Source organism: Sphingopyxis sp. Root1497 (assembly GCF_001427085.1).
Lineage (GTDB): Bacteria > Pseudomonadota > Alphaproteobacteria > Sphingomonadales > Sphingomonadaceae > Sphingopyxis.
Genome location: NZ_LMGF01000004.1, coordinates 18,628 through 40,442 on the forward strand (window position 1 = coordinate 18,628; position 21,815 = coordinate 40,442).

Here is a 21,815-nt window from a genome sequence, read left to right on the forward strand (position 1 = left end):
TTCGGCAGAGTGTCGGTTTTCGTGGGTGCGGGGGATGTGCATCCCGCCGTCGCGCACAGCAGCGCCGCCGCCATAAGTCTTCGCATGTATCGTCTCCCCCTGCTTGTTTTCAGGCTGTTTTTTCGAGCGTGACCTGTGCGACGTCGATACCGCCGCCGCGAAAACCGCCCTCGCAATATTGCAGATAATAACGCCAGAGCCGGATGAACCGCTCGTCGAACCCTGCGGGCAATTGCTGGCTCGCCACCGCCGCGTCGAAGCGTTCACGCCAGCTTCGCAGCGTCTCGGCATAATCGGGTCCGAACCGTCGCACATCGCGCCAGGCAAGCCCGCGTTCCTCGGCAAGCTTGCGGAAGCGGCTTTCGGATATCAGGCAGCCGCCTGGAAAGACATAGGCCTGGATGAAGTCGCTGCTCGCGGCATAGCGCTCGAACAGGGCGTCGTTGATCAGGATATACTGGATCGCGGCGCGGCCACCGGGCCGCAGCAATCGCGCGATGGTGTCGAGATAGGCGGGCCAATAGGCCTGCCCGACCGCCTCGACCATCTCGACGCTCGCGATCGCATCATAGGGGCCCTGCGCATCGCGATAATCGCATAATTCGATCGCACTGCGCCCCGACAGGTCGACCTCGGAGAGCCGCGCATCGGCAATCTCCGCCTGCGCCGGCGAAAGGGTGATCCCGGTGTAGATCACGTCGTGGCGTTCGACCGCCCGTTCGGCAAGCGCGCCCCAGCCGCAGCCGATTTCGAGCAGCCGGCTACCCGACCGCAGGTCGAGCCGGTCGAGGATCGCGTCGAGCTTTTCGACCTGCGCCTCCTCCAGCGATTGCGCCGCTTCCGCAAACAGCGCACTCGAATAGTTCATGCCAGTGTCGAGCCACAAGCGATAGAAATCATTGCCCAAATCATAGTGAGCATGGATGTTGCGCTTGGCGCCGCGGCGGCTGTTACGGTTGAGGAAATGCGCCGTGAGATTGAGCCAGCGCCACGGTCCGCGCGATCGTGCGGCATTGCCCAACGTCTCGCCATTGCGCATGAACAGGTCGAACAGCGGCACCGGGTCGGGCGAAGACCATTCGCCCTTGTCCCAGGCGCGGTACCAGCCCACCGATCCCGACAGCGCGAGGCGGACGAGGGCCGCCCAGCTGTGGACATGCACCACCGCGACCGGCCCGCGGCCTCGCCCCCCGAGAATGCGAATGCTGCCATCGGGGAGATGAGCTTCGAGCGTGCCCTGTTCGAGTCCGGCGTCGATCTTGTCGAGACGGCCATGGAAAAAGGCGGCGGGCGCTCGCGCCATCATCGAGGCGATCAGCCCGCCCGACCGAAAGGCGCGATCCGCCCGCAGCAACCGTCGGCCCCGCCCCGTCCTGACATGCGTGTTCATAGTCTTATCACTGCCGCAAAGCGGCGCGGCTGACAATCAATTGTCGTGCGCCTTCATGACGTCATACGCCGCAAGCGCCCGCGTCCGCGCCTCGCGATGCCCGATGAGCTTGGCGGGATAGCCCGCCGGCCGTACCCCATGTTCATCCGGGTCATGTATGTGATGTGCGTGAAGATCGAGCAATTCCGGCACCCATTCGCGAATATAGTCCGCCGCATCGAACTTCTCCGACTGCGTCAACGGCGCCATGATGCGCGGAAACATGTTCGAATCGATACCGGTGCCGGCGGTCCACTGCCAGTTGACGCTGTTGTTCCCGTAATCCGCGTCGACCAGCGTGTCCCAGAACCATTGCTCGCCGAGCCGCCAGTCGATCAGCAGATGCTTGATCAGGAAACTCGCCGCGATCATCCGCACCCGGTTGTGCATCCAGCCGGTCGCCCAGAGCTGGCGCATCCCGGCATCGACGATCGGATAGCCGGTACGGCCCTGTTGCCAGGCTTTGAGGTCGGTGTCGGCCGCCTTGCCGGTGCGCCAAGGGAAGTCGTCAAAGACCTCGCGGGCGTTGCGACCGCCGTAATCGGGAAATTGCAGGATGACATTCTGCGCATAATCGCGCCAGCCGACCTCACTGAGAAACACGTCGACCGATCCGCCCGCATCGGCGAGCCGATGCCAGACATGGGCGGGCGAGACTTCGCCGAAGTGCAGGTGCGGCGAGAGACGCGAACTGCCCTCTTCGGACGGCAAGTTGCGGCGGCGGTCGTAATCGGCGGCTTCGTCGATGAAATCGGCGACGCGGGTGCGGGCGCCCTCCTCACCGGGTGTCCATTCGTTGCCGAACCCCGTCGCCCAATCGGGTGTGGTCGGGAGCAGGTTCCAGTCGGCGAGCGTGTCGGAGGCCGGCCATTTCGGCGGTGCGGCGATCTCGCGCGGGCGGTTCGCGGGTGCTGGGGGCGGCATGCGTTCTTTGAGCGCGCGCCAGAAGGGGGTGTAGATCTTGTAGAGGCCACCGGCGCCGCTGGTTACCGATCCGGGAGGCGCGAGATAATTGCCGTCGTGCCAGATCAGGTCGAGACTTTTGGACACGGCGCGCTCAGCGTTGCGCCACCAGGGCTCGTAGTGGCGCAGGCAGTGGACCTGCCCTGCCCCGCATTCATCGGCGATTTGGTCCAGTTGCTCGTCGCTCTTGCCGCGGCGCAAGATCAGCCGCGAGCCCTTTTGGCGCAGCGCCGCGTCGAGGCTGGCGAGGCTGTGGTGGAGCCACCAGCGCGAGGCGCCGCCCATCGCACGGTGTTTCGGCGTTTCATCGTCGAGGATATAGACCGGGATCACCGCCCCCCCCGCCGCCGCGGCGAGCAGCGCCGCCTGATCGGACAGGCGAAGGTCGCGGCGAAACCATACGATCGAGGGTGCGGTCAGGGTGTGGGTTCCGGTTTGGGGTCGACGATGACTTGAAACTGACCGCGGCTCAGCCGGTTCCCGAACCGCTGGTCGGACAGGATCAACCGGCCCTTTTTGTCGAACTTCGCGACCGGCATCCGCGACCAGAAGAGGAAGGCCTGCGCCGCCGGGCTGGTCGCCACCATCGGTGCGACGCGCGGGTCGTCCATGCCGGTCGGCATGCCGGTGATATCGACCTCGCCGCCCGAGCCGATGTCGAAACTCGCGCTGCCGTAACGCTCGCCACTGCGCCAGAAGACGTCGCGTTTCCAGAACATCAGCGGCGGTGGGCTGGCGACGACGAGCGCGTCGGGGTGGCCCCCACCGCGTAGCACCGCGGCGATTTCGCGCTCGGCGGTGCCGGTGATCAGGCCGTTGAAGAGGAAATAGCCGCAGATCGCGGTGAAACCGACCCAGGCGGGGCGTGTCCATGCCGCGACCTTCGCACGTTCGCGGCGCAGCGAGAGCCAGACCGACAGGCCGAGCGCGATCCAGACCCACAGGTCGATGATGAAGATGCTGTCGCCATAGAACCAGCGGTGGCTGAACGGTTCGAGCAGGCGGATGCCGTAATTGTTGAGCCAGTCGAGCGCGGGGTGACTGAGGCAGCCGATATAAGCGAGCGCGAGCAGCCAGCCCTTGTGGATGGCCAAGCGGCCTTCGGGGCGCTTGCCGCGTTTGGTCTGCCAGCGGTCGAAGCCAATCATCGCGATCCAGAGCAGGATCGGTAGCAGGATCAGCGCGATCGGGCCGTGGGTGATGCCGCGGCGCATCGACAGCGAGAGCTGGCCATAGACGGTGCAGGCGGCGTCGATATCGGGCAGGTTCGCCGCGATGATCAGCGTCGGCATCGCGAGGCCGGTCTTTTTCTTGAGCCCCATCTGGCCGAGCACGGCACCGACGAGGCTGTGAGTCAGATTGTCCATAGATCCTATAGACCCGACCCACAGCGTTATCGCAATGCGTTAAAGCTCAGGCCCGCCCTCGGTCACCGTCCAAGTCTGGCCCTTCTTGAGCAGGCTTTGCAGGTCGGCCTTCTTGCCTTCGGATGCCGCCTTGTTCTGGCGCCAGACGTCAGCTTCGAAGGTCGGGCGGGGGTCGTCGTAGAGGACGCCCAAAGCCATCGGGAATTCGCCGAAGCGCATTTCGACCAGCATGTGCGCGACGCTGCGGTTGGTGACGTCATGGACGATCACCCCCGCCGCCTGCCAGTCGCCATCGACGACGTCGACGACCTTCAGATGCAGTGCTTCGCTGTCGAGCGCGATGCCCTTCGTGCCCTTTGCAAAGACCATCGGTTCGCCATTTTCGAGCCAAAGCTGGCGGTCCTCGGCGCCCTTGGGGGCGGCGAAATCCTCGAACACGTCCTTGTTGTAGACGATGCAATTTTGGAAGATTTCGATGAAGGCGGCGCCCTTGTGGGCATGGGCGGCCTTCAGAACCTCGGGCAGCTTTTTCGACACGTCGAAACCGCGCGCGACGAAGCGCGAACCGGCGCCGAGCGCGAAGGCGGCGGGCTGGGCCGGACGATCGACCGAACCATAAGGCGTCGAGGGACTGGAGGTGCCGACGCGGCTGGTCGGCGAATATTGGCCCTTGGTGAGGCCATAAATCTCGTTGTTGAACAGCATGATCTGGCAATCGAGATTGCGACGGATCAGGTGCATCGTGTGGTTGCCGCCGATCGACAGCCCGTCGCCGTCGCCGGTGACGATCCAGATGTCGAGACCCGGATTGGCGAGCTTCAGCCCCGTCGCGAACGCCGGCGCGCGGCCATGGATCGTGTGGAAGCCATAGGTTTCCATATAATAGGGGAAACGCGACGAGCAGCCGATGCCGCTGATGAACACGGTGTTTTCGGGCGTCGTGCCGATTTCGGGCATGGTGCGCTGCACCGCCTTCAGAATCGCATAGTCGCCGCAGCCGGGGCACCAGCGGACTTCCTGATCGGTTTCCCAATCCTTGAGCGTCGTGGTGCGGGCGATGGTGGTCATCTCGTTCATCAGAGGGCTCCCTCGATCGCGGCTTCGATTTCGGCGATGGTGAAGGGCTGGCCCGACACCTTGTTCACCGGCTTCGCGTCGACCAGATACTGGTCGCGCAGCACGGTCTTGAGTTGGCCGGTGTTCATCTCGGGCACGATCACCTTGTCATAGCTTTTGAGCAATTCGCCGAGGTTGGCGGGCAGCGGCCAGATGTGACGGATATGGATGTGGCTGACGTCGGCCCCCTCGGCGCGCTTGCGGCGCACCGCCTGGTGGATCGGGCCAAAGGTCGAGCCCCAGCCGACGACCGCGAGCTTGCCGCCCTCGGCACCCAGCTCGACGACCTGATCGGGCACCTTGATGCCGTCGATCTTGTCCTTGCGGATGTCGGTCATCGCCTGATGGTTCGACGCCTCGTAGTTGATGTGGCCGGTGTCGAGTTCCTTCTCGATCCCGCCGATACGGTGGAGCAGGCCGGGAGTGCCGGGCTTGACCCACGGGCGCTTGAGCTTTTCGTCGCGGCCATAGGGCTTGAACCCGCCTTCGGGCACTTCGGTGAGGAATTCGACCGGGAACGCCTCGTAAGTCGTCAGGTCGGGCACCGCCCAGGGTTCGGCGGCATTGGCGATATAGCCATCGGTGAGCAGCATCACCGGGGTCATATATTGCACCGCGATGCGCACCGCCTCGATCGCGCAGTCGAACGCGTCGCCGGGCGAGCGCGCGGCGATCACCGGCAGCGGCGCGTCGCCGTTGCGGCCGTAGACCGCCTGATACAGATCCGACTGTTCGGTCTTGGTCGGCAGGCCGGTCGAGGGACCGCCGCGCTGCGAATTGACGATGACGAGCGGCAGTTCGGTCATGATCGCGAGGCCCATCGCCTCGCCCTTCAGCGCGATGCCCGGGCCCGACGAGCTGGTCACACCGAGCGAGCCACCATAGCTGGCGCCGATCGCCGAACAGATCGCCGCGATTTCGTCCTCGGCCTGGAAGGTCGTGACGTCATATTCCTTGAGCCGCGACAGGTGATGCAGGATCGCCGAGGCGGGGGTGATCGGATAGCCGCCGAAGAACATCGGCAGCTTCGCAAGCTGTGCGCCCGCGACGAGGCCCAGCGCGATACCCTCGGCACCGGTGAGTGTGCGATAGAGGCCGGGCGCGACCGGCGCGGGATCCACATGATGCTGGGTGAGCGGTCCCGCGAGTTCGGCGGTCTCGCCATAAGCGTGACCGGCGTTGAGTGCCGCGACGTTGGCGGCGGCAAGATTCGGGTCCTTGGCGAATTTTCCGTTGAGCCAGTTGATCAGCGGCTGGCGCTCACGGTCGAACATCCAGAGCGCGAGCCCCAGCGTCCACATATTCTTGCAGCGCAGCGCTTCCTTGTTGCCGAGCCCGAAGGGCTTGACCGCGTCCATGGTGAGCTGACTGATGTTGAGCTTGAGCAACTGCCATTTGGCGAGGCTGCCGTCATCGAGCGGGTTGGCGTCGTACTTCGCCTTGGCGAGGTTGCGGTCGTTGAACTCACCCTCGTCGGCGATGATCAACCCGCCCTGCTTGAGCGACGGCACATTGGTCTTGAGCGCCGCGGGGTTCATCGCGACGAGCACGTCGGGCGCGTCGCCCGCGGTGTCGATCGCCGACGACCCGAAATTGATCTGGAACGCCGACACGCCGAACAACGTGCCCTGCGGCGCGCGGATCTCGGCGGGGAAGTCGGGAAAGGTCGCGAAGTCGTTGCCCGCAAGCGCCGACGACAGGGTGAACTGGCCACCCGTCAGCTGCATCCCGTCGCCGCTATCGCCGGCAAATCGAACTACCACTGCATCGGAAAGGGGGGACTGCCGATTGTCGGCTCGGTCCTCTACCGCACTCGCCATTTTCTATCTCTGCCTTTGAATCTTGCGAACCTGTGACATCGGCCTAGGCCCGTCGGCGCGATGCCGCAATTCAGAAAAAATTGTGCGCTGCAAAGCGAATGCGCGGCATAGGCGACGAGATCGGTTGCCAATTGCCATTGAATTATCGGCCGCGATGCCGAATAGCTGCGCCAACAACATAAGCGAGGGATGAACAGGATGACCGACGGCACCACCCATTTTACGCGCCCCGATGTGGCGGCCTTTCTTGCCTTCCTGAATGCACAGGAGGGCCCAAAGATGGAGGAGATGCCGGCCGAGGGCGCTCGCGAAATGTTCCGGGTGATGACCCAGATGGCCGACAGCCCGCGCGGCGAGATCGCCAAGGTCGAGGACCGCAGCATCCCCGGCCCGGCGGGCGACATTCCGATCCGGCTCTATGACAGCCGACCCGATCGCGAGACGGGTCCGGTGCTGGTCTTCTATCATGGCGGCGGCTGGGTGATCGGCGACCTAGACACGCACGATGGCTGGTGCGCCGAGGCGGCGCGCCAGCTCGACATGCCGGTGATCGCGGTCGATTACCGGCTGGCGCCCGAACATCCCTTCCCTGCCGCGCCCGAGGATTGCGAGGCGGCGACGCGCTGGGTCGGCGACAATATCCCTTGCACCGGCCTGGTGCTGGCCGGCGAGAGTGCGGGCGGCAATCTGACCATCGCGACCGCGCTGACGCTGCGCGACAAGCCTGCGTCGAAGCCAGTGATCGCGATTCACCCCATCTATCCCGCGGTGACCACCCACGACGACTGGCAAAGCTACCGCGATTTCGGCGAGGGCCATTTGCTGACCCAGGGCAGCATGACTTGGTTCAGCGATCACTATGCCGCCGACCCCGCCGACTATCGCGCGTCGCCGCTCGATTTCCCGGCCGAGGGCCTGCCGCCGACGTTGCTGGTCACCGCCGGGCTCGATCCGCTGCGCGACCAGGGCCGCGCCTATGCCGCCAAGCTGGTCGAGGCGGGGGTAACGACGGTTTACCGCGAGGGCGCGGGCACGATCCACGGCTATATCAACCTGTCGCAGGGCATTCCGAGCGCCAAGGACGACATCAAGGGCGCGCTGACCATGCTCAAGGCGATGGTCGCCGAAGCGACCGCGACGGCATGATCGACCATAGCAACCTGCCCTATCGCCCCTGCGCCGGGGTGATGCTGGCCAATCGCGACGGGCGCGTGTTCGTCGGCCAGCGGCTCGATACGACGAGCGAGGCGTGGCAGATGCCGCAGGGCGGGATCGACCCCGGCGAAGACGCCGAAATGGCGGCGATCCGCGAACTCGGTGAGGAAACCGGGGTGCATGGCGGACTGGTCGAGGTCATCGCGCGCAGCCGTGAGGAGTATTTCTATGACCTGCCCGATCATCTGATCGGCAAGATGTGGGGCGGCAAATATCGCGGCCAGCGCCAGCACTGGTTCCTGATGCGCTTCATGGGCGAGGACAGCGACGTCAATATCGCGACCGAGCATCAGGAGTTTCGGGCGTGGAAATGGGCTGAACTGAACGAGATCGAGAAATTGATCGTGCCGTTCAAGCGCGCGCTTTACCGTTCGCTGGTCGAGGAGTTCGGGCCGCTGGTCTGATCGCGGAGCGCGAGCGCGGTGCGGAAGACATCGGCGAACATCGCCGCGGTCAGCCGCCCGGTGTTCGTGTTGTAGCGCGAGCAGTGATAGCTATCGACGAGGTGCCGGCCATCGGGAAGCGCATGGAGGGCGCCGTGGGCGAAGGGGTAGGTCGCCAGGCGCCCGCCGAATGACCGGACGACCGCGTCATGCGCGATCTTGCCCAGCGCGACGATCACGCGGACCTTGGGAAGCGCGGCCATTTGCGTTTCGAAAAAGGGGCGGCAGGCGGCGATCTCCTGCGGGGTCGGCTTGTTCTGCGGCGGCAGGCATTTAACGCTGTTGACGATGATCGCGCCGTCGAGGGTCAGGCCATCGTCGATGCGGGCGTCATAGCGGCCGCGGCTGAGGCCGAACTCGGCAAGCGTCGCGAACAAGAGGTCACCGGCATAATCGCCGGTGAAGGGCCGTCCGGTGCGGTTGGCGCCGTACTTGCCGGGCGCGAGACCGGCAAGCGCCAGCCACGCATCGGGATCGCCAAACGCATAGACCGGCGCGTTCCACCAATCGGGATATTCGGCGCGACACGCGGCCCGAAACGCGACAAGGCGCGGACAGTTCGGGCAATCGCGCGGCGGCTCGGTTCCCGGCAAAGGGCTTACAATTTCCACCCCGCTGCGATAGGCGCTGCGTCATGTCCGATGCAACGTCGCCCTCCCGGATTCCTTTGGCGCTCTATGCGATCGGCCTGGGGTCGAACCGGCGCCATGCGCGCTTCGGCGATCCGCGGCAGGTGTTGATGGCGGCGCTGGACGCGCTCGAAAGCGCGGACATCGAACCAGTGGATGCCAGCCCGATCATCGCCAGCGAGCCGATCGGCCCGTCACGCCGCCGCTATGCCAATGCCGTCGCGCTTGTCGCTTCGCCGCTTTCCCCGTCCGAGATGCTGAGGCGACTGCAGGCGATCGAGGCCGCATTCGGCCGCCGTACCGGCCAGCGCTGGAGCGCGCGCACGCTCGATCTCGACATATTGCTCTGGTCGGGCGGCACCTGGGCCGACCGCGATCTCACCATCCCGCACCCCGCCATGGCGAGCCGCGCTTTCGTCCTCGGCCCGCTGCGCGCGATCGCGCCCGACTGGCAGCACCCGCTGCTCGGCCGCAGCGTCCGCCAGCTCGCGGCGAAACTGGTGCGGGCAAAGCCGGTTGACCGGAACGCATCGGCGCACTAGGGCGACGGCTCACTTCGCGGGCGACCTTTTCGAGGCACCGCGATGGGCCCTTAGCTCAGTCGGTAGAGCAACTGACTTTTAATCAGTAGGTCGCTGGTTCGAACCCAGCAGGGCTCACCATCTCCCCCAACGGCTTCCGATTGCGCTTTCGGGCGTGTCGCCCTATGCAGCCAGCTGAAAGCGGGGAGTTTATTCGGTCGATGGTTCGGTTGCGGTTACCCAAGAATTCCGAACTGGCCGATGCCCTTCGCTCGCTCCGCGGACCGTTGATGGTCGTCGGCGGGCTCAGCGCCTTCATCAACGTCCTCGCGCTCGCCAGCTCGATCTTCCTGATGATGGTCTATGATCGGGTGCTGCCGAGCGGCAGCGGGGCGACGCTGTTCGGGCTGTTCGTGCTGTTCGGCCTCGCCTTCGTCTTTCATGGCGTGCTCGACGTCTCACGTGCGCAGATGCTCGTCGATATCGGGCGGGCGTTCGGCGACAAGCTGTCGCCGCGGGTCGAGCAGTTGCAGTGGCAGTTCGCCATCGCACCGCCGCCGGGCAGGCCGCGCCCAACGCAGGACCTCGACCATATTCGTGGTTTCATGTCGGGTTCGGGACCCGCCGCCTTCATCGACCTGCCGTGGGTGATCTTCTTCCTCGCGGTCCTGTTCCTGCTACATCCGTGGCTCGGCGTCGCGACGCTGGCCGGCATCATCGTGCTCGCCCTGCTGACCTGGCACACCGAGCGGTCGATCGCGAAGAACATGACCCTGCTCGAACCGCTGCGCTATACGCGCGGGCAGGATCAGGAAATGAGCTTCCAGAATGCGGCCACGCTGAAGGGGCTGGGTATGACCGGAACCCTCTCGTCGCGGCTGCGGCAGAGCGACGGCGCCTATCAGGATGAAAGCAACCGCATCAGCCGGATCGTCGCCCGGGCGGGCGGAACCGGGCGCATCTTTCGCATCTTCCTGCAATCGGCGGTGCTCAGTGTCGGCGCGCTGCTGGTGATCGACGGCAAGGCGTCGGGCGGAATCATCTTCGCCAGCTCGATTCTCGCCGGCCGCGCGCTGGCGCCGATCGATCAGGCGATCGCGCAGTGGCGCGGCTTCGTCGCGGCCCGGCAAAGCTGGACCCGGCTCGACGAGATGCTCGGCAAACATGCCGAAGAAACCGCAAAGCCCGTTCGCCTGCCGCGGCCGACGAAACAGTTGCAGGTCGACCGGCTGACCCTCGTTCCCGCCGGCAGCGACCGGATCGCGATCGCCGACGTCAGTTTCGACGCGCAGGCGGGCGACGTCATCGGGGTGATCGGCCCGAGCGGATCGGGGAAATCTTCGCTGCTGCGCGGCCTTGCCGGGATATGGCCGCCGGTCCGCGGCGGCATCCGGCTCGACGGCGCGATGCTCGACCAGTGGGAGGGCGACGAACTCGGCAGCTATCTGGGCTATTTGCCGCAGGAAGTTGGCCTTTTGTCGGGCAGCGTCGCGGCGAATATCGGCCGCTTCTCATCCACGGCGGGGTCGGAGCAGATTTTGGCGGCGGCGCAGCAGGCCGGGGTCCACGACCTGGTGGTCTCGCTGCCCGGCGGGTATGAAACCGAAATCGGGTCGGGCGGGCACAATCTATCAGCCGGCCAGCGCCAGCGCATAGCCCTCGCCCGCGCGCTCTATGGCGATCCGTTCCTGCTTTTGCTCGACGAGCCCAATTCCAACCTCGATCCCGAGGGCGAGGCGGCGCTGGCGGGAGCGATCAAGCGCGCGCAGGGTCGTGGTGCGATCACCTTGCTGGTCACCCATCAGACGCGCATTTTGAGTTCGACCAACAAGCTGCTGGTGCTTCGCGACGGCAAGGTCGCAGCATGGGGACCGCGTGACAAGGTGTTGGCGGCGCTCGCGCAGGGCGCGAAACAGGCGCCGCGCGACGGCGGCCTGAAGGCCGTGAACTAGGCCGCTATGACCGACGCTCAGGACCAGCCAACGGGGACTCCCGCTGCCGCAGCAGCGAGCGTTTCGTCGCCCGACGTTACCGCCGCGCTGGCGACGCGGATGCGGCGCGCGCTGTGGTTGATGGTCGGGATCATCGCCGCGCTGCTGGCGATCTCGACGGTCGTGCAGATCGACGGCGCGGTCGTCGGCAGCGGCGCGCTGTCGGCTGAATCGCGGGTGAAGACGATCGCGCATCCCACCGGCGGCATCCTGTCGCGCCTGCTCGTTCGGGACGGCGATCGGGTGCGCGAGAATGACATCGTGATGGAATTCGCGACCGACGTATCCGGACCGAGTTCCGAACTCAGCAACCAGTCGCTGGACCAGTTGCTCGCGCGGCAGGCCCGGCTCGATGCCGAACGATCGGGCAGCTCGCAGATGCACTGGCCCGCAGGATATCCGCCGCCCGCCGATGACGAGGCGCGCGCGGCGCTGGCGCAGGAACGGCGATTGTTGCAACTGCGCCAGAGCGAGATGACCGGAAACCGCCGGCTGCTCGACGAGCGGATTTCGCAGTTCAACGAGCTCAATCAAAGCTATCGCGTCCAGATCAGTTCGGCACGACGACAGCTCGAAATCATCCAGCCCGAGCTGGCCGGGCTGCGGCAGCTATATGAAAAGCGGCTGGTCACGGTGAACCGGCTCAACCAGCTCGAACGCCAGGCGGTCGAACTCGAAGGGTCGATCGGCGCGCTCGAGGCGAATATCGCGCAGACCAACGCGCGCATTTCCGAAGTCCGTGAGCAAAAACTCACCATCGAGCAATCGCGCCGCGCCGAAGCCGGCGCCGAACTGGCCCAGGTCGACGCCGCGATCGCCGATCAGCGTATCCGTATCGCCGACGCCGACGACCGCTTTTCGCGCTCCGTCGTACGGGCTCCGGCGGCGGGGGTGATCGAAAAGCTGGCCTTTACAACGATAGGAAGCGCGGTTCCCGGCGGCACCCCGATCGCGCAGATCGTGCCTGACAAGGATACCCTGATCGTCGAAGCAAGCGTGCGGCCTTCCGATATCGACCAGTTGAAGGTCGGACAGCCGGCACGGATCATGTTCCCGACGCTCGAACAGAATGTCACGCCCGAACTTGCCGGCAAGCTCATCTATCTTGCCGCCGATGCCACCGACGACGGCCGGGGTGGCCCGCCCTTTTTCCGCATTCGCGTCGAATTGCCAGTCACGACCCGCAACATGCCGATCCATACCCAGCTTCGCGCGGGATTACCGGCGGAGGTGTTCCTGCGCACCGGCAGCCGGTCGCTGATGTCCTACCTGCTGAAACCGTTGCTCGACCAGATCAACCACGCTTTTCGGCAGTGACACCCACCGGTCAAAAGTCGCCGCGCTCGCGCAGCAGCGCCTCGACCTTTTCGACGTCCGAGGGATAGTTGACGTCGCCATAGCCCCCCACGACGGGATCGACCTCGATCAGCGCGATGGGCTGGCCATTTTCGAGAAATCGTAACTGTTCCAGGCTTTCGGCGGCTTCGATCGCGCCAACCTGCCAGCCCGCATAGCGCGCCAGCATCGCGGGTTCATAGGCATAGAGGCCCAGATGCAGCTTCCATTCGGCATTGACGCCCGAAGGGATCGGCGAACGCGAAAAATAGAGGGCGTTCCCGGCGCCGTCGGCGACGGCAAAAACCCCCGATGGCCGTCCAGCGGCAATCTCGCCAGCAAGATGCGCCCGCATCTCCCCCGAGCAACGAACGAAGGCGGTGAGGACGGCGCCGGCACCGGCGCGCCACGCCGCGATTAACGCCGCAACATGCGCACGATCGATCGCCGGCGAATCGCCCTGCAGATTGATCACCAGCGACGGAGCCTCCGCCAGTGACGCGACGGCTTCGGCACAACGTTCGGTCCCGTTGCGTGCGGTGGCGGAGGTCATCACGCAGCGCGCGCCGAAACCGGACGCCACATCGGCGATCGCGCGATCATCGGTCGCGATCACGATATCGGCGAGGTCGCGCAGGGCATTCGCCGCCCGCCAGCTATGTTCGACCAGCGGACGGGAGACGCCGTCAGCGCCGCGCAGCGGCGACAGCAGCTTGCCGGGAAAGCGCAGCGAGCCGAAACGCGCGGGGATGATGATCAGGACATCGCGGCGCGCATCACTCACTTTTCGGGATAGCCGGCCTGCAGCATGTCCTGGATATTGAGCATGCCGACCAGCGTCCGGCCATCGGCGGCCATCACCGGCAACACCGCGATGCGATGGCCGCGCATGATCGCAAAGGCATCGTGCTGGTCGGTATCGTCGCCAACCGTGACGGGGTCGGCGGTCATGATGCCCGACGCCGGGCTTTCGCTGCCGTCCAGAAAATGCCGTCGGATGTCGCCGTCGGTGACGATGCCCAGCAGCATCCGGTTCGCATCGACGACCGCACAGGCGCCGATGCCGGTTCGCGACGCCTCCGCGATCACCTGTTCGACCGGTGCATCGGGGCCGACCATGGGAAGCGCGTCGTCCTGCAGCATCAATTCACAAACCGACAGGAAGCGACCGCCGATCCGGCCGGCGGGGTGCAGCCGCGCGAACTGATTGCGACTGAACGCTATTTCGCGCGCCACGAGCATCGTCAGCGCGTCGCCGACCGCGATGCTCGCGATGGTCGAGGAAAAAGGCGCGATGCCGAAATCGCATGCGGTGTCGAGTGCCGGTATCGCGATGACATGGTCGCACGATGCCGACACGGCCTCGTCCGGCGCCGCGGTGATCGCCACCGTCTCGGCGCCGATCGACCGGGCATGGCGGATGACATACAACAACTCGCTCGACGCGCCCGATATCGTGATCGCAATCACGATATCGTCCGCCCGTACCATCCCGAGATCGCCGTGCAGCGCGTCGGCGCCGTGCATGAAGGTCGCCGCGACATCGCGCGCAGCAAGGCTGGCCGCGATCTTTCTGGCGGCGATCCCCGACTTGCCGATGCCGGTCAGGATCACACGCCCGCGGCAGGCGGCGATCCTGATTGCAAGCTTGAGCAGCGTGTCGTCGAGGCCGTCGAGCAATTGTTCAAGCGCGACGATGTGGGATCGCAGCACGTTTTTTGCCGGCGACAGCATATCATGCGCATCGGCCACCCCGGGATCATCGATCGAAACCGCATAGGGCATCACCGCAAGCTCACACGAAGCCGAGCTGATACGCGGTATGATATTGCGCCATCCAGTGATCGGGATGCCAGTCGAGCACGGGCGTACCGGCATCGGGAGCGAAGCCGGCGTCTTCGACAGCTTTTGCGCCGTCCCCGAACAGGTCCGGTTTGCCCGCCGTCGCCGACAGGATGAAATCGCCCTGGGTCAGCTGGCTCATCGTCACATTGTGGAGGACGATGAAGTCGCCATTGCCAAGGTTGATGGCGCCGTTCGCGCCGACCTGGGTGAAGCCCGCCTGCAGCGCCGCGAAGCTTGCGAAACCAAAGGCCGAGACGTCGATCTTGTCGGTGCCACGCGCGAAATCGCCGATCACGTCGCCGCCGGTGCCGCGTTCGAAGACAAAGGTGTCCACTCCGCCCTCGCCGAACAGCACATCGTTGCCGCCCTTGCCATTCAGCGTGTCGTTGCCGCGCCCGCCGAGCAGATAATTGCCGATCGCGTTGCCGGTCAGCCGATTCGCGAGATCGTTGCCGACCCCGAACGGCGTATTGCCCTCCAGCACCAGATTTTCGACATTGGCATAGAGATAATAGCCGGCACCATTGATGTTGGCATAGACGGTGTCGGCCCCGCCGCCGACCGCTTCGAAGGTCAGGTCATCGGGGGTGTCGACATAATAAATGTCGTTGCCCGCACCGCCGTCCATGAGATCATAGTCTCCAAGACCCGAGGCCCCGCGCAATATGTCGTTGCCCGCACCGCCGACAAGGATATCGGTAAAGAAGCCCGCGCCGCCGATCAGCGTATCGTCGCCGTCCTCGCCATAAAGCGCGTCGGCGTCAGCGCCGCCGTCGAGGATGTCGTTGCCGAGACCGCCCACCAGATAATCGATCCCGGCATCGCCGAACAACTGATCGACACCGGCTTCGCCGAACAAGCTGTCGACGCCCGCACCACCGCGGATCACGTCGTCGCCGAGACCGCCGAGCAGCAGGTTCGCCCCCGCATTGCCCTGGAGCGTATTCGCCAGTTCGTTGCCGACCCCGAAAATGTCGCCCGCGCCGGTCGCGAGGGTCAGGTTTTCGAGATTGGCGTAGAGATAGTGGCCGACCGATGCTGTCACCGTGTCGGTGCCGCCGTTCAGGCCTTCGAAGGTCAGGTCGCCCTGCGCATCGATGACATAATTGTCGTTGCCGGTGCCGCCGTACATCAGGTCGGCGCCCCCACCGCCATTCAGCATGTCGTTGCCGATGCCGCCGATCAACGTGTCGATGCCCGCACCGCCGTTGAGCGTGTCGTTCCCCGCACCGCCGTCGAGCGTCGAGCCGAGAAGGATCGTGCCAGCCGCCGCAACCGTGTTGGCCGCCGAAATGTTGAGCGTATAGGAACTGCCAAGGGCGATGGGGCCGCCACCGTCCGACTCAGCGCTGTAGGTCGAAACCATAACATAATAGGTGCCCGCCGTCGTCGCATTGAACGTCAGGAAACTGTCGAGAGAATTTGCCGAGCCGACGTCCAGATCATTGGGGCTATCGTCATTGGTCGTCATCAAACTCGACGGGCCGTAGAGCCCAGGGCCGAAGAGCGCGATGATCGAATCCATGCGGAAACTGTTATCAATGTCGATCGTGATCTGGGCCCCAGCCGTCAGCGTGAAGCTATAAACATCTCGCTGGAGGCCGCCTTCACCGTGAACCGTGACGCTGTTCACTCCAGCGCCGACGGCCTGGATCGAGACGTCGCTGCTGTGCGGCGAAAAGCGCCCGTCGAGCGAGAGTGCCGACGCGATTTCGCCGTTGCGGAGTGCCGCCGACTTGATCACATCCTGTGAACCATTGACAATGCTGGCGCCAATAAACGCGGTCATGACATCATCGCCGCTGCCGCCGATCGCACGCTCGATCGCGCTGAGCGTGTCATTCCCTTCGCCAGTCGCGATGCCAGTCGCCAGATTGACCGTGACCGCGCTGGTCATATGGGCGTAGCTGACCGTATCCCAGCCAGCCCCGCCGTTGAGGCTGTTGTTAGCCGCATTGCCGACCAGCAAATCGTCGCCATTGCCACCAATCGCATTTTCGATGACGGCCCCGTTGGCGATGGTGAAGCCGCCCAGCACGCCGCCATTGCGCGAGACGAACCCGCCGCCGCCTTCCTCGTTGCGCAGGGTGGCCGCCCGCAGGTCGATGATCGCATCGAGCTGGCTACCCTGTGCCGAGATGGTGTCGGTTCCCCCGACGTCCCAGATCGTCATCCAGCCCGTGCCAGCTTGGTTAAGCGTCGGCATGGTGTAGGTGGTGTTGCCGGCGCCGGTGCTGTTATTCGCGCCATAGAGGAACTGCACCGCAGCGATATCGAAAGCCCCGGGCCCCATCTGCCAGCCATAATTGACCGACGGGGATCTGCCGACGTCCTCATAGCCGTCATTATAGGTCATCGTGGTGAAGATGCCCTGGTTGAGGCCGAACGGCCCGGTCGAGAACGCGTCGCCGAGGCCGGGGAAGCTGTCATCGCCCGGCTCATCGGCATGCGGATGCAGCAGTCCGATGCCATGGCCCAGCTCGTGCACGAAGGTCAGGAAGCTGAGACCGCCGGCCTGATTGCTCGCGGTGGTAAAATAGGAGATCGTCGTGTTAAACTGACCGACCATGTCGCCGGTCGTCGGCAGCGTATGCTGTCCCAGGACATCGGACGGCAGGCTAGTGCTCAACTGGCCGACAAAGTCGTAGCTGGCGCGGCTGCCCGTGCCGTCATAGGCGGTCGTCGCGGCCTGGAACCGGATGTTGGCCACGGCGGCCCAGCTGGCGAGCGCAGCGGCGTAAGCGCCGGCCGCACCGTTGGCGGCCCACAAGGCGCCGCCGTTCAGCCCGGTATCGCCCGGATTTCCCTGCAACGCATAGATCACCGTCGTCGCGGGGCGAAAGGCAACGCCATAGACGAGCGTGTCGATGAAGACATTGCCGCTTTCGCCGACAGTCTGGAGGCGGGTGGAGAGAACCATGAGGCGACCCTATTCGGCTGAAAAACGGAAGAAAGGAAAGCGATAGAATATCATGGACGTGGATCGGACAAACCTGAAAAGATTTTCATATCAGGCCCAGAAACCCTGGTCGATCCATGCGCCGTGGATCTGCGCGCCGAAGCGGATCGGCATATGATCCACATCGGCGTCGCCGACGAACAGGGCGTCGATCTTGCCCGCCGCTTCGAACGGATCGAGCTTTGGCGATGACGCCGACAGGATGAAATCGGCCGAGGCAAGCGCCGCCATATCGACCCCGTGCAACACGATCAGGTCGCCCGAACCCAATTGGATCGCGCCGTCGGCGCCCGCTTGCACAAAGGTCGCCTGCAGCGCCGCGAAGCTCGCGAAACCGAAGGCCGAGACGTCGATCTTGTCGGTGCCGCGCGCGAAGTCGCCGATCACGTCGCCGCCGGTGCCGCGTTCGAATATGAAGGTGTCCGCGCCGCCCTCGCCAAACAAGACATCGTTGCCGGCCTTGCCGTTCAATATGTCGTTACCCGCGCCGCCAAGCAGATAGTTGCCGGTCGCATTGCCGGTCAGCCGGTTCGCGAGATCGTTGCCGACCCCGAACGGCGTATTGCCCTCCAGCACCAGATTTTCGACATTGGCGTAGAGATAATAGCCCGCGCCATTGATGTTGGCATAGACGGTGTCGGCCCCGCCGCCGACCGCCTCGAAGGTCAGATCGTCGGGGGTATCGACATAATAAATGTCGTTACCCGCGCCGCCGTCCATCAGGTCGTAATCGCCGAGCCCCGAATTGCCGCGCAATATGTCGTTGCCCGCGCCGCCGACGAGGATGTCGGTAAAGAAGCCAGCGCCGCCGGTCAGCGTGTCGTCGCCGTCCTCGCCATAGAGCGCGTCGGCGTCGGCGCCGCCGTCGAGGATGTCGTGGCCGAGCCCGCCGACCAGATAATCGACCCCGGCGTCGCCGAACAACTGATCGGCGCCGCTTTCGCCGAACAGGCTGTCGACCCCGCCGCCGCCGCGGAGGACATCGTCGCCGCCGCCGCCGAGCAGCAGGTTCGATCCCGCATTGCCCTGGAGCGTATTCGCAAGGCCATTGCCGACCCCGAACAGATCGCCCGCCCCCGCCGCGAGTTCGAGATGCTCGACATTCATGAAAAGATAGTGGCTGGCGGAGGCGATGACGCTGTCGACGCCCTCGTCGGCATTTTCGAAGATGAGATCGGCGCCATCGTCGACACGATAGCTGTCGTCGTTCTGCCCACCGTACATGCGGTCGGCGCCCGTGCCGCCGTCGATGAAATCGCTGCCAAGCCCACCAGTGAGTATGTCGTTTCCAGCATCGCCGAAAATATTGTCGGACCCGCCGCGCCCATCGATGATGTCGTCGCCATCGCCGCCGTGGACGTTGTTCATCGCATTATCGCCGGTGATGGCGTCGGCAAAGCGGCTTCCGATGGCATTTTCGATCGAATTCAGGACGTCGACATTGTTGGCGAAATCGGTCCCGTAGTTCGACAGGAGCGAGATGGTGACCGCGCTGGCGGCGTCGTCATAGCTGACGGTGTCGATGCCCGTTCCGCCGAAAAGGCTGTCGCGCCCCGCCCCGCCGGCGAGCAGGTCGTCGCCCGCCCCGCCCTCGATATAGTCGTTGCCCGCACCGCTGCGCAGTTCGTCGTCGCCATCGCCGCCGTAGAATTGGTCGCGAAAATCGGAGCCGATCAGGACGTCGCGCGCCGTGCCGCCGAAAATGGGAAGGCTCGATTCGCCAACTTGGCCAGCCAGATTGACCATGTTGGTGGCATTGGGGAGGATCAGGCCGGTGAGAACCTCGATATTGCGGATGGTTCCGGTGAACATCGTCACGCCGGTGGCGGTGGCAAGGTCGGCTATATTGAGCGTGACACCCGCGGTGGCATTGGCAAGGTTAAGGAACAGGCTGTCGATCCCCTCGCCCCCATCGACGGTGTCGCCGCGCCCGGCTGACAGCGAGTCGTCGCCGCCCTCGCCGTACAGCGTGTCGCGGAAGGTGTCGGTGATCGCCGGATCATAATCCTCGCCCGCGGCGAAGATAAGGTCGCGCCCGCCGCCGCCGCGCAACGTGTCCGCGCCGGATCCCCCCAGCAGCTTGTCGCCCCCGTCACCGCCGACGAGGATGTCGTTCCCGTCGCGCCCGTCAAGCGTGAGTCCCGAGAAGGGAAAGATCGCGGCGTCCGAAAAGCCGTTGATCCGGTCGTTGCCCTGGCTGCCGATGATCGTGCTGAGCCCGGTGATCGAGCGGATCGTACCGGTGCCGTTGACGACCGCCCCGCCGGTCTCCAGCGGACGAAAATCGATCCGCACGCCCGCTGCCGAGCCCTGGAGATTGAGGCTGAGGGTGTTTTCCCCGCCGGCGCCGCCGTCGACGCTGTCGTTGAAGCCGGCCCAGAACAACTCGTTCCCGGTGCCGCCGATCAGCGTATCGGCCTCGGCCAGCGTGTCGAGATTGTCGAAGCCGTTGTAGAGATGCGATGCCATGAGCGCGCTGTCGCCGGTCGAGGTCAGCGTATCAGCGCCCGCGCCGCCGACGAGCGTGTTATAGCCGCCCTGGTCCGACAGCATGTCGTCGCCCTCGCCGCCATCGAGAAAATCGGTGCCGGTACCGCCGAAGAGACGATCGTTGCCGCCGCCGCCGAACAGGAGAGCGCCGGCGTCGTTGCCGATGAGGATGTTCGCCAATTCGTTCCCGGTGCCGGCACCGCTGCTATTCCCCGTCAGCGTCAGATTCTCGATCCCCGCGCCGAGGATGTAGGTGATGCTCGCCTCGACGGTATCGATGCCGGCGCTGTCGATCACCTCGTCACCCGCCTGGTCGACGACATAGACATCGTCGCCGCTGCCGCCGACCAGGACGTCGGCGCCGCTGCCGCCGTCGAGCCGGTCGTTGCCCGCGCCGCCTTCGAGCCGGTCGTTGCCGCCACCGCCGGCGAGCCGGTTGTTTCCGGCGTTGCCGAGCAGCAGGTTCGCGAGTGCGTTGCCCGACAGCGCGAGCGGCGTGGTCGCGGCGAGATCGGCGGCGGCGATGGTTTCCACCGCCGAACCGGCGCCCAGATGGAAATCGACCAAGGCGTTGACGCGGTCGTTGCCCTGGAAGGCGCGCTCGGTCACCGTGTCGCCGAGATGGTCGACGAGATAGACGTCGTCGCCCTTGCCACCGTCGAGCGCGTCGGCGCCGGTCGTGCCGTTCATGATATTGTCGCGCACGCTGAGGTCGACATGGGTAACTTGGCCCGACTGGGGATCGCGATAGACGAGATGCTTGCCGTCGGGGCTGATGTGCAGTTGCGCGCCCTGGGTGCCGATCCCGAAGTTCCAGTCGGTCATATCAACCTGGAACCGGTCGATTTCGGTAAAGTTGGTCGTTTCCAGCGCCACGATTTCGCCGGTCTCTATGGAATGATAATAGAGGATTGCACCACTCGCATCGAACGCCAGCGCATCGATCCGGCCGACAGCACTGACCATGCGCAAGCCGTCGACCGCGAGATCGAAAATATTGATCATGCCATACGAATTGGGCTGCGCAATCAGCCCGCGAGCCTCGCTGATCGCCTGAATGCCGTCGTTGAAGCCCTCGCGTATTGCGTCGAACTGATAATTGTCACCCGACGCCACGAACTGGTTTGCCACGCTGTCATAGACAGCCAGCGGACCATTGCTGATCCCCCGAGCGGCGGCGAGGACATAGCGGCCGGATTCCGTCAGATATGAGCCCCCGCCATAGACAGGTAGCGGCAACGAAGTGAAGGTCCCGGTCGCGAAATCGATCGAATAGGCGCCGGCGTCTCCCGTGACAGACCTTTGCCCCACCGTCACGATCGCGTGCGTCCCGTCGGTTGTTTCGATATCGAATGCCGGCACACCGCCTGGCACGGGGAAATTCGTTACCGCCCCCGTGACCGTCGATACTCGGTGCACGATGGTGCCATTGGCCTGCAGCACGAGTATGAAAGCGCCGTCCTCGGAAACGCTCATCGCCCCAAGGCTGCCCGCGACCAACCAGTTCTGGACTTGGTTCCCCGTCGCCGCGTCGAAGGCGAATATTCGCCTGCCGCTCGCGACATAGATGCTCGAACCATCGGGACTGAACGCGATGTCGGATGCTCCGCTCACCACCAGGTCGGTCAGCTTCACACTATCATCTGCGGCCATGTCTTCGCTCTCCACCATGCGGTCGCCCGCAATCCTCGG

At 64.8% G+C, this 21,815-nt stretch carries 15 protein-coding genes and 1 tRNA gene; 6 read left to right on the forward strand and 10 right to left on the reverse strand.

The window, feature by feature from the left end; genetic code table 11:
• Positions 1-109: 109 nt before the first annotated feature.
• From ASD67_RS11705 to ASD67_RS11725, 5 genes are read right to left on the reverse strand one after another with little or no spacing between them, the layout of a single operon-like run.
• Positions 110-1,390, reverse strand: a complete 1,281-nt coding sequence (locus ASD67_RS11705; protein ID WP_056347373.1) for an SAM-dependent methyltransferase — start codon at positions 1,388-1,390, stop codon at positions 110-112.
• 36 nt (positions 1,391-1,426) lie between these two features.
• Positions 1,427-2,812: a cryptochrome/photolyase family protein gene (locus ASD67_RS11710; RefSeq protein ID WP_056348442.1), complete on the reverse strand. Its 1,386-nt coding sequence runs from the start codon at positions 2,810-2,812 to the stop codon at positions 1,427-1,429.
• Positions 2,809-3,759: a metal-dependent hydrolase gene (locus tag ASD67_RS11715; protein ID WP_056347375.1), complete on the reverse strand. Its 951-nt coding sequence runs from the start codon at positions 3,757-3,759 to the stop codon at positions 2,809-2,811. Before ASD67_RS11715 ends, ASD67_RS11710 begins: the two co-directional genes overlap by 4 nt.
• 39 nt (positions 3,760-3,798) lie before the next feature.
• Complete coding sequence (locus ASD67_RS11720; RefSeq protein WP_056347377.1) at positions 3,799-4,836, reverse strand: 2-oxoacid:ferredoxin oxidoreductase subunit beta; 1,038 nt, start codon at positions 4,834-4,836, stop codon at positions 3,799-3,801.
• Positions 4,836-6,695, reverse strand: coding sequence for a 2-oxoacid:acceptor oxidoreductase subunit alpha (locus ASD67_RS11725; protein WP_056347379.1), 1,860 nt, complete (start codon positions 6,693-6,695; stop codon positions 4,836-4,838). The genes ASD67_RS11720 and ASD67_RS11725 overlap by 1 nt, the downstream gene beginning before the upstream one ends.
• Positions 6,696-6,893: 198 nt before the next feature.
• Between ASD67_RS11725 and ASD67_RS11730 the strand changes: the two genes are divergently transcribed.
• Together ASD67_RS11730 and ASD67_RS11735 are read left to right on the forward strand one after the other, a co-directional pair.
• On the forward strand, positions 6,894-7,841 hold the full coding sequence (locus tag ASD67_RS11730) for an alpha/beta hydrolase fold domain-containing protein (protein ID WP_056347381.1): 948 nt from the start codon (positions 6,894-6,896) through the stop codon (positions 7,839-7,841).
• Positions 7,838-8,314 carry an RNA pyrophosphohydrolase gene (locus ASD67_RS11735; RefSeq protein ID WP_056347383.1) on the forward strand — a complete coding sequence of 159 codons (477 nt, stop codon included), beginning with the start codon at positions 7,838-7,840 and terminating at the stop codon, positions 8,312-8,314. Before ASD67_RS11730 ends, ASD67_RS11735 begins: the two co-directional genes overlap by 4 nt.
• Here ASD67_RS11735 and ASD67_RS11740 read toward each other — a convergent pair.
• Positions 8,275-8,964: a uracil-DNA glycosylase gene (locus ASD67_RS11740; protein ID WP_056347385.1), complete on the reverse strand. Its 690-nt coding sequence runs from the start codon at positions 8,962-8,964 to the stop codon at positions 8,275-8,277. The genes ASD67_RS11735 and ASD67_RS11740 overlap by 40 nt on opposite strands.
• Before the next feature lie 23 nt (positions 8,965-8,987).
• On the opposite strand from ASD67_RS11740, the gene folK reads away from it, so the two are divergent.
• From folK to ASD67_RS11760, 4 genes are all read left to right on the forward strand, one after another.
• Positions 8,988-9,524: a 2-amino-4-hydroxy-6-hydroxymethyldihydropteridine diphosphokinase gene (gene folK / locus ASD67_RS11745; protein WP_056347387.1), complete on the forward strand. Its 537-nt coding sequence runs from the start codon at positions 8,988-8,990 to the stop codon at positions 9,522-9,524.
• A gap of 44 nt (positions 9,525-9,568) precedes the next feature.
• Positions 9,569-9,644: transfer RNA gene (locus ASD67_RS11750), tRNA-Lys, on the forward strand.
• Positions 9,645-9,724: 80 nt separating this feature from the next.
• Positions 9,725-11,455 (forward strand): type I secretion system permease/ATPase, encoded by a 1,731-nt coding sequence (locus ASD67_RS11755; RefSeq protein ID WP_056347389.1) that lies wholly within the window; start codon positions 9,725-9,727, stop codon positions 11,453-11,455.
• 6 nt (positions 11,456-11,461) lie between these two features.
• Positions 11,462-12,811, forward strand: a complete 1,350-nt coding sequence (locus tag ASD67_RS11760; RefSeq protein ID WP_082545022.1) for an HlyD family type I secretion periplasmic adaptor subunit — start codon at positions 11,462-11,464, stop codon at positions 12,809-12,811.
• Between the two features lie 10 nt (positions 12,812-12,821).
• On the opposite strand, the gene ASD67_RS11765 is transcribed toward ASD67_RS11760, so the two are convergent.
• The 4 genes from ASD67_RS11765 to ASD67_RS11780 all read right to left on the reverse strand — a co-directional run bounded on the left by ASD67_RS11765 (position 12,822) and on the right by ASD67_RS11780 (position 21,776).
• On the reverse strand, positions 12,822-13,613 hold the full coding sequence (locus tag ASD67_RS11765) for a 3-deoxy-manno-octulosonate cytidylyltransferase (RefSeq protein ID WP_056347394.1): 792 nt from the start codon (positions 13,611-13,613) through the stop codon (positions 12,822-12,824).
• A complete protein-coding gene (locus ASD67_RS11770) occupies positions 13,610-14,542 on the reverse strand; it encodes a KpsF/GutQ family sugar-phosphate isomerase (RefSeq protein WP_162248570.1) in 933 nt (310 codons plus the stop codon). The genes ASD67_RS11765 and ASD67_RS11770 overlap by 4 nt, the downstream gene beginning before the upstream one ends.
• An 82-nt stretch (positions 14,543-14,624) precedes the next feature.
• Positions 14,625-17,594 carry a M10 family metallopeptidase C-terminal domain-containing protein gene (locus ASD67_RS11775; RefSeq protein WP_056347398.1) on the reverse strand — a complete coding sequence of 990 codons (2,970 nt, stop codon included), beginning with the start codon at positions 17,592-17,594 and terminating at the stop codon, positions 14,625-14,627.
• 90 nt (positions 17,595-17,684) lie between these two features.
• Entirely contained in the window at positions 17,685-21,776 is a 4,092-nt protein-coding gene (locus ASD67_RS11780; protein ID WP_162248571.1) for a hypothetical protein, read from the reverse strand.
• Positions 21,777-21,815: the final 39 nt, after the last annotated feature.

Excerpts from the sequence above, each read along its gene's own strand:
- ASD67_RS11705 (WP_056347373.1), bottom strand. The coding sequence starts at position 1,390 with ATGAACACGCATGTCAGGACGGGGCGGGGCCGACGGTTGCTGCGGGCG.
- ASD67_RS11715 (WP_056347375.1), bottom strand. The coding sequence starts at position 3,759 with ATGGACAATCTGACTCACAGCCTCGTCGGTGCCGTGCTCGGCCAGATG.
- ASD67_RS11720 (WP_056347377.1), bottom strand. The coding sequence starts at position 4,836 with ATGAACGAGATGACCACCATCGCCCGCACCACGACGCTCAAGGATTGG.
- ASD67_RS11725 (WP_056347379.1), bottom strand. The coding sequence starts at position 6,695 with ATGGCGAGTGCGGTAGAGGACCGAGCCGACAATCGGCAGTCCCCCCTT.
- ASD67_RS11730 (WP_056347381.1), top strand. The coding sequence starts at position 6,894 with ATGACCGACGGCACCACCCATTTTACGCGCCCCGATGTGGCGGCCTTT.
- ASD67_RS11735 (WP_056347383.1), top strand. The coding sequence starts at position 7,838 with ATGATCGACCATAGCAACCTGCCCTATCGCCCCTGCGCCGGGGTGATG.
- folK (WP_056347387.1), top strand. The coding sequence starts at position 8,988 with ATGTCCGATGCAACGTCGCCCTCCCGGATTCCTTTGGCGCTCTATGCG.
- ASD67_RS11755 (WP_056347389.1), top strand. The coding sequence starts at position 9,725 with ATGGTTCGGTTGCGGTTACCCAAGAATTCCGAACTGGCCGATGCCCTT.
- ASD67_RS11760 (WP_082545022.1), top strand. The coding sequence starts at position 11,462 with ATGACCGACGCTCAGGACCAGCCAACGGGGACTCCCGCTGCCGCAGCA.
- ASD67_RS11775 (WP_056347398.1), bottom strand. The coding sequence starts at position 17,594 with ATGGTTCTCTCCACCCGCCTCCAGACTGTCGGCGAAAGCGGCAATGTC.
- ASD67_RS11780 (WP_162248571.1), bottom strand. The coding sequence starts at position 21,776 with ATGGCCGCAGATGATAGTGTGAAGCTGACCGACCTGGTGGTGAGCGGA.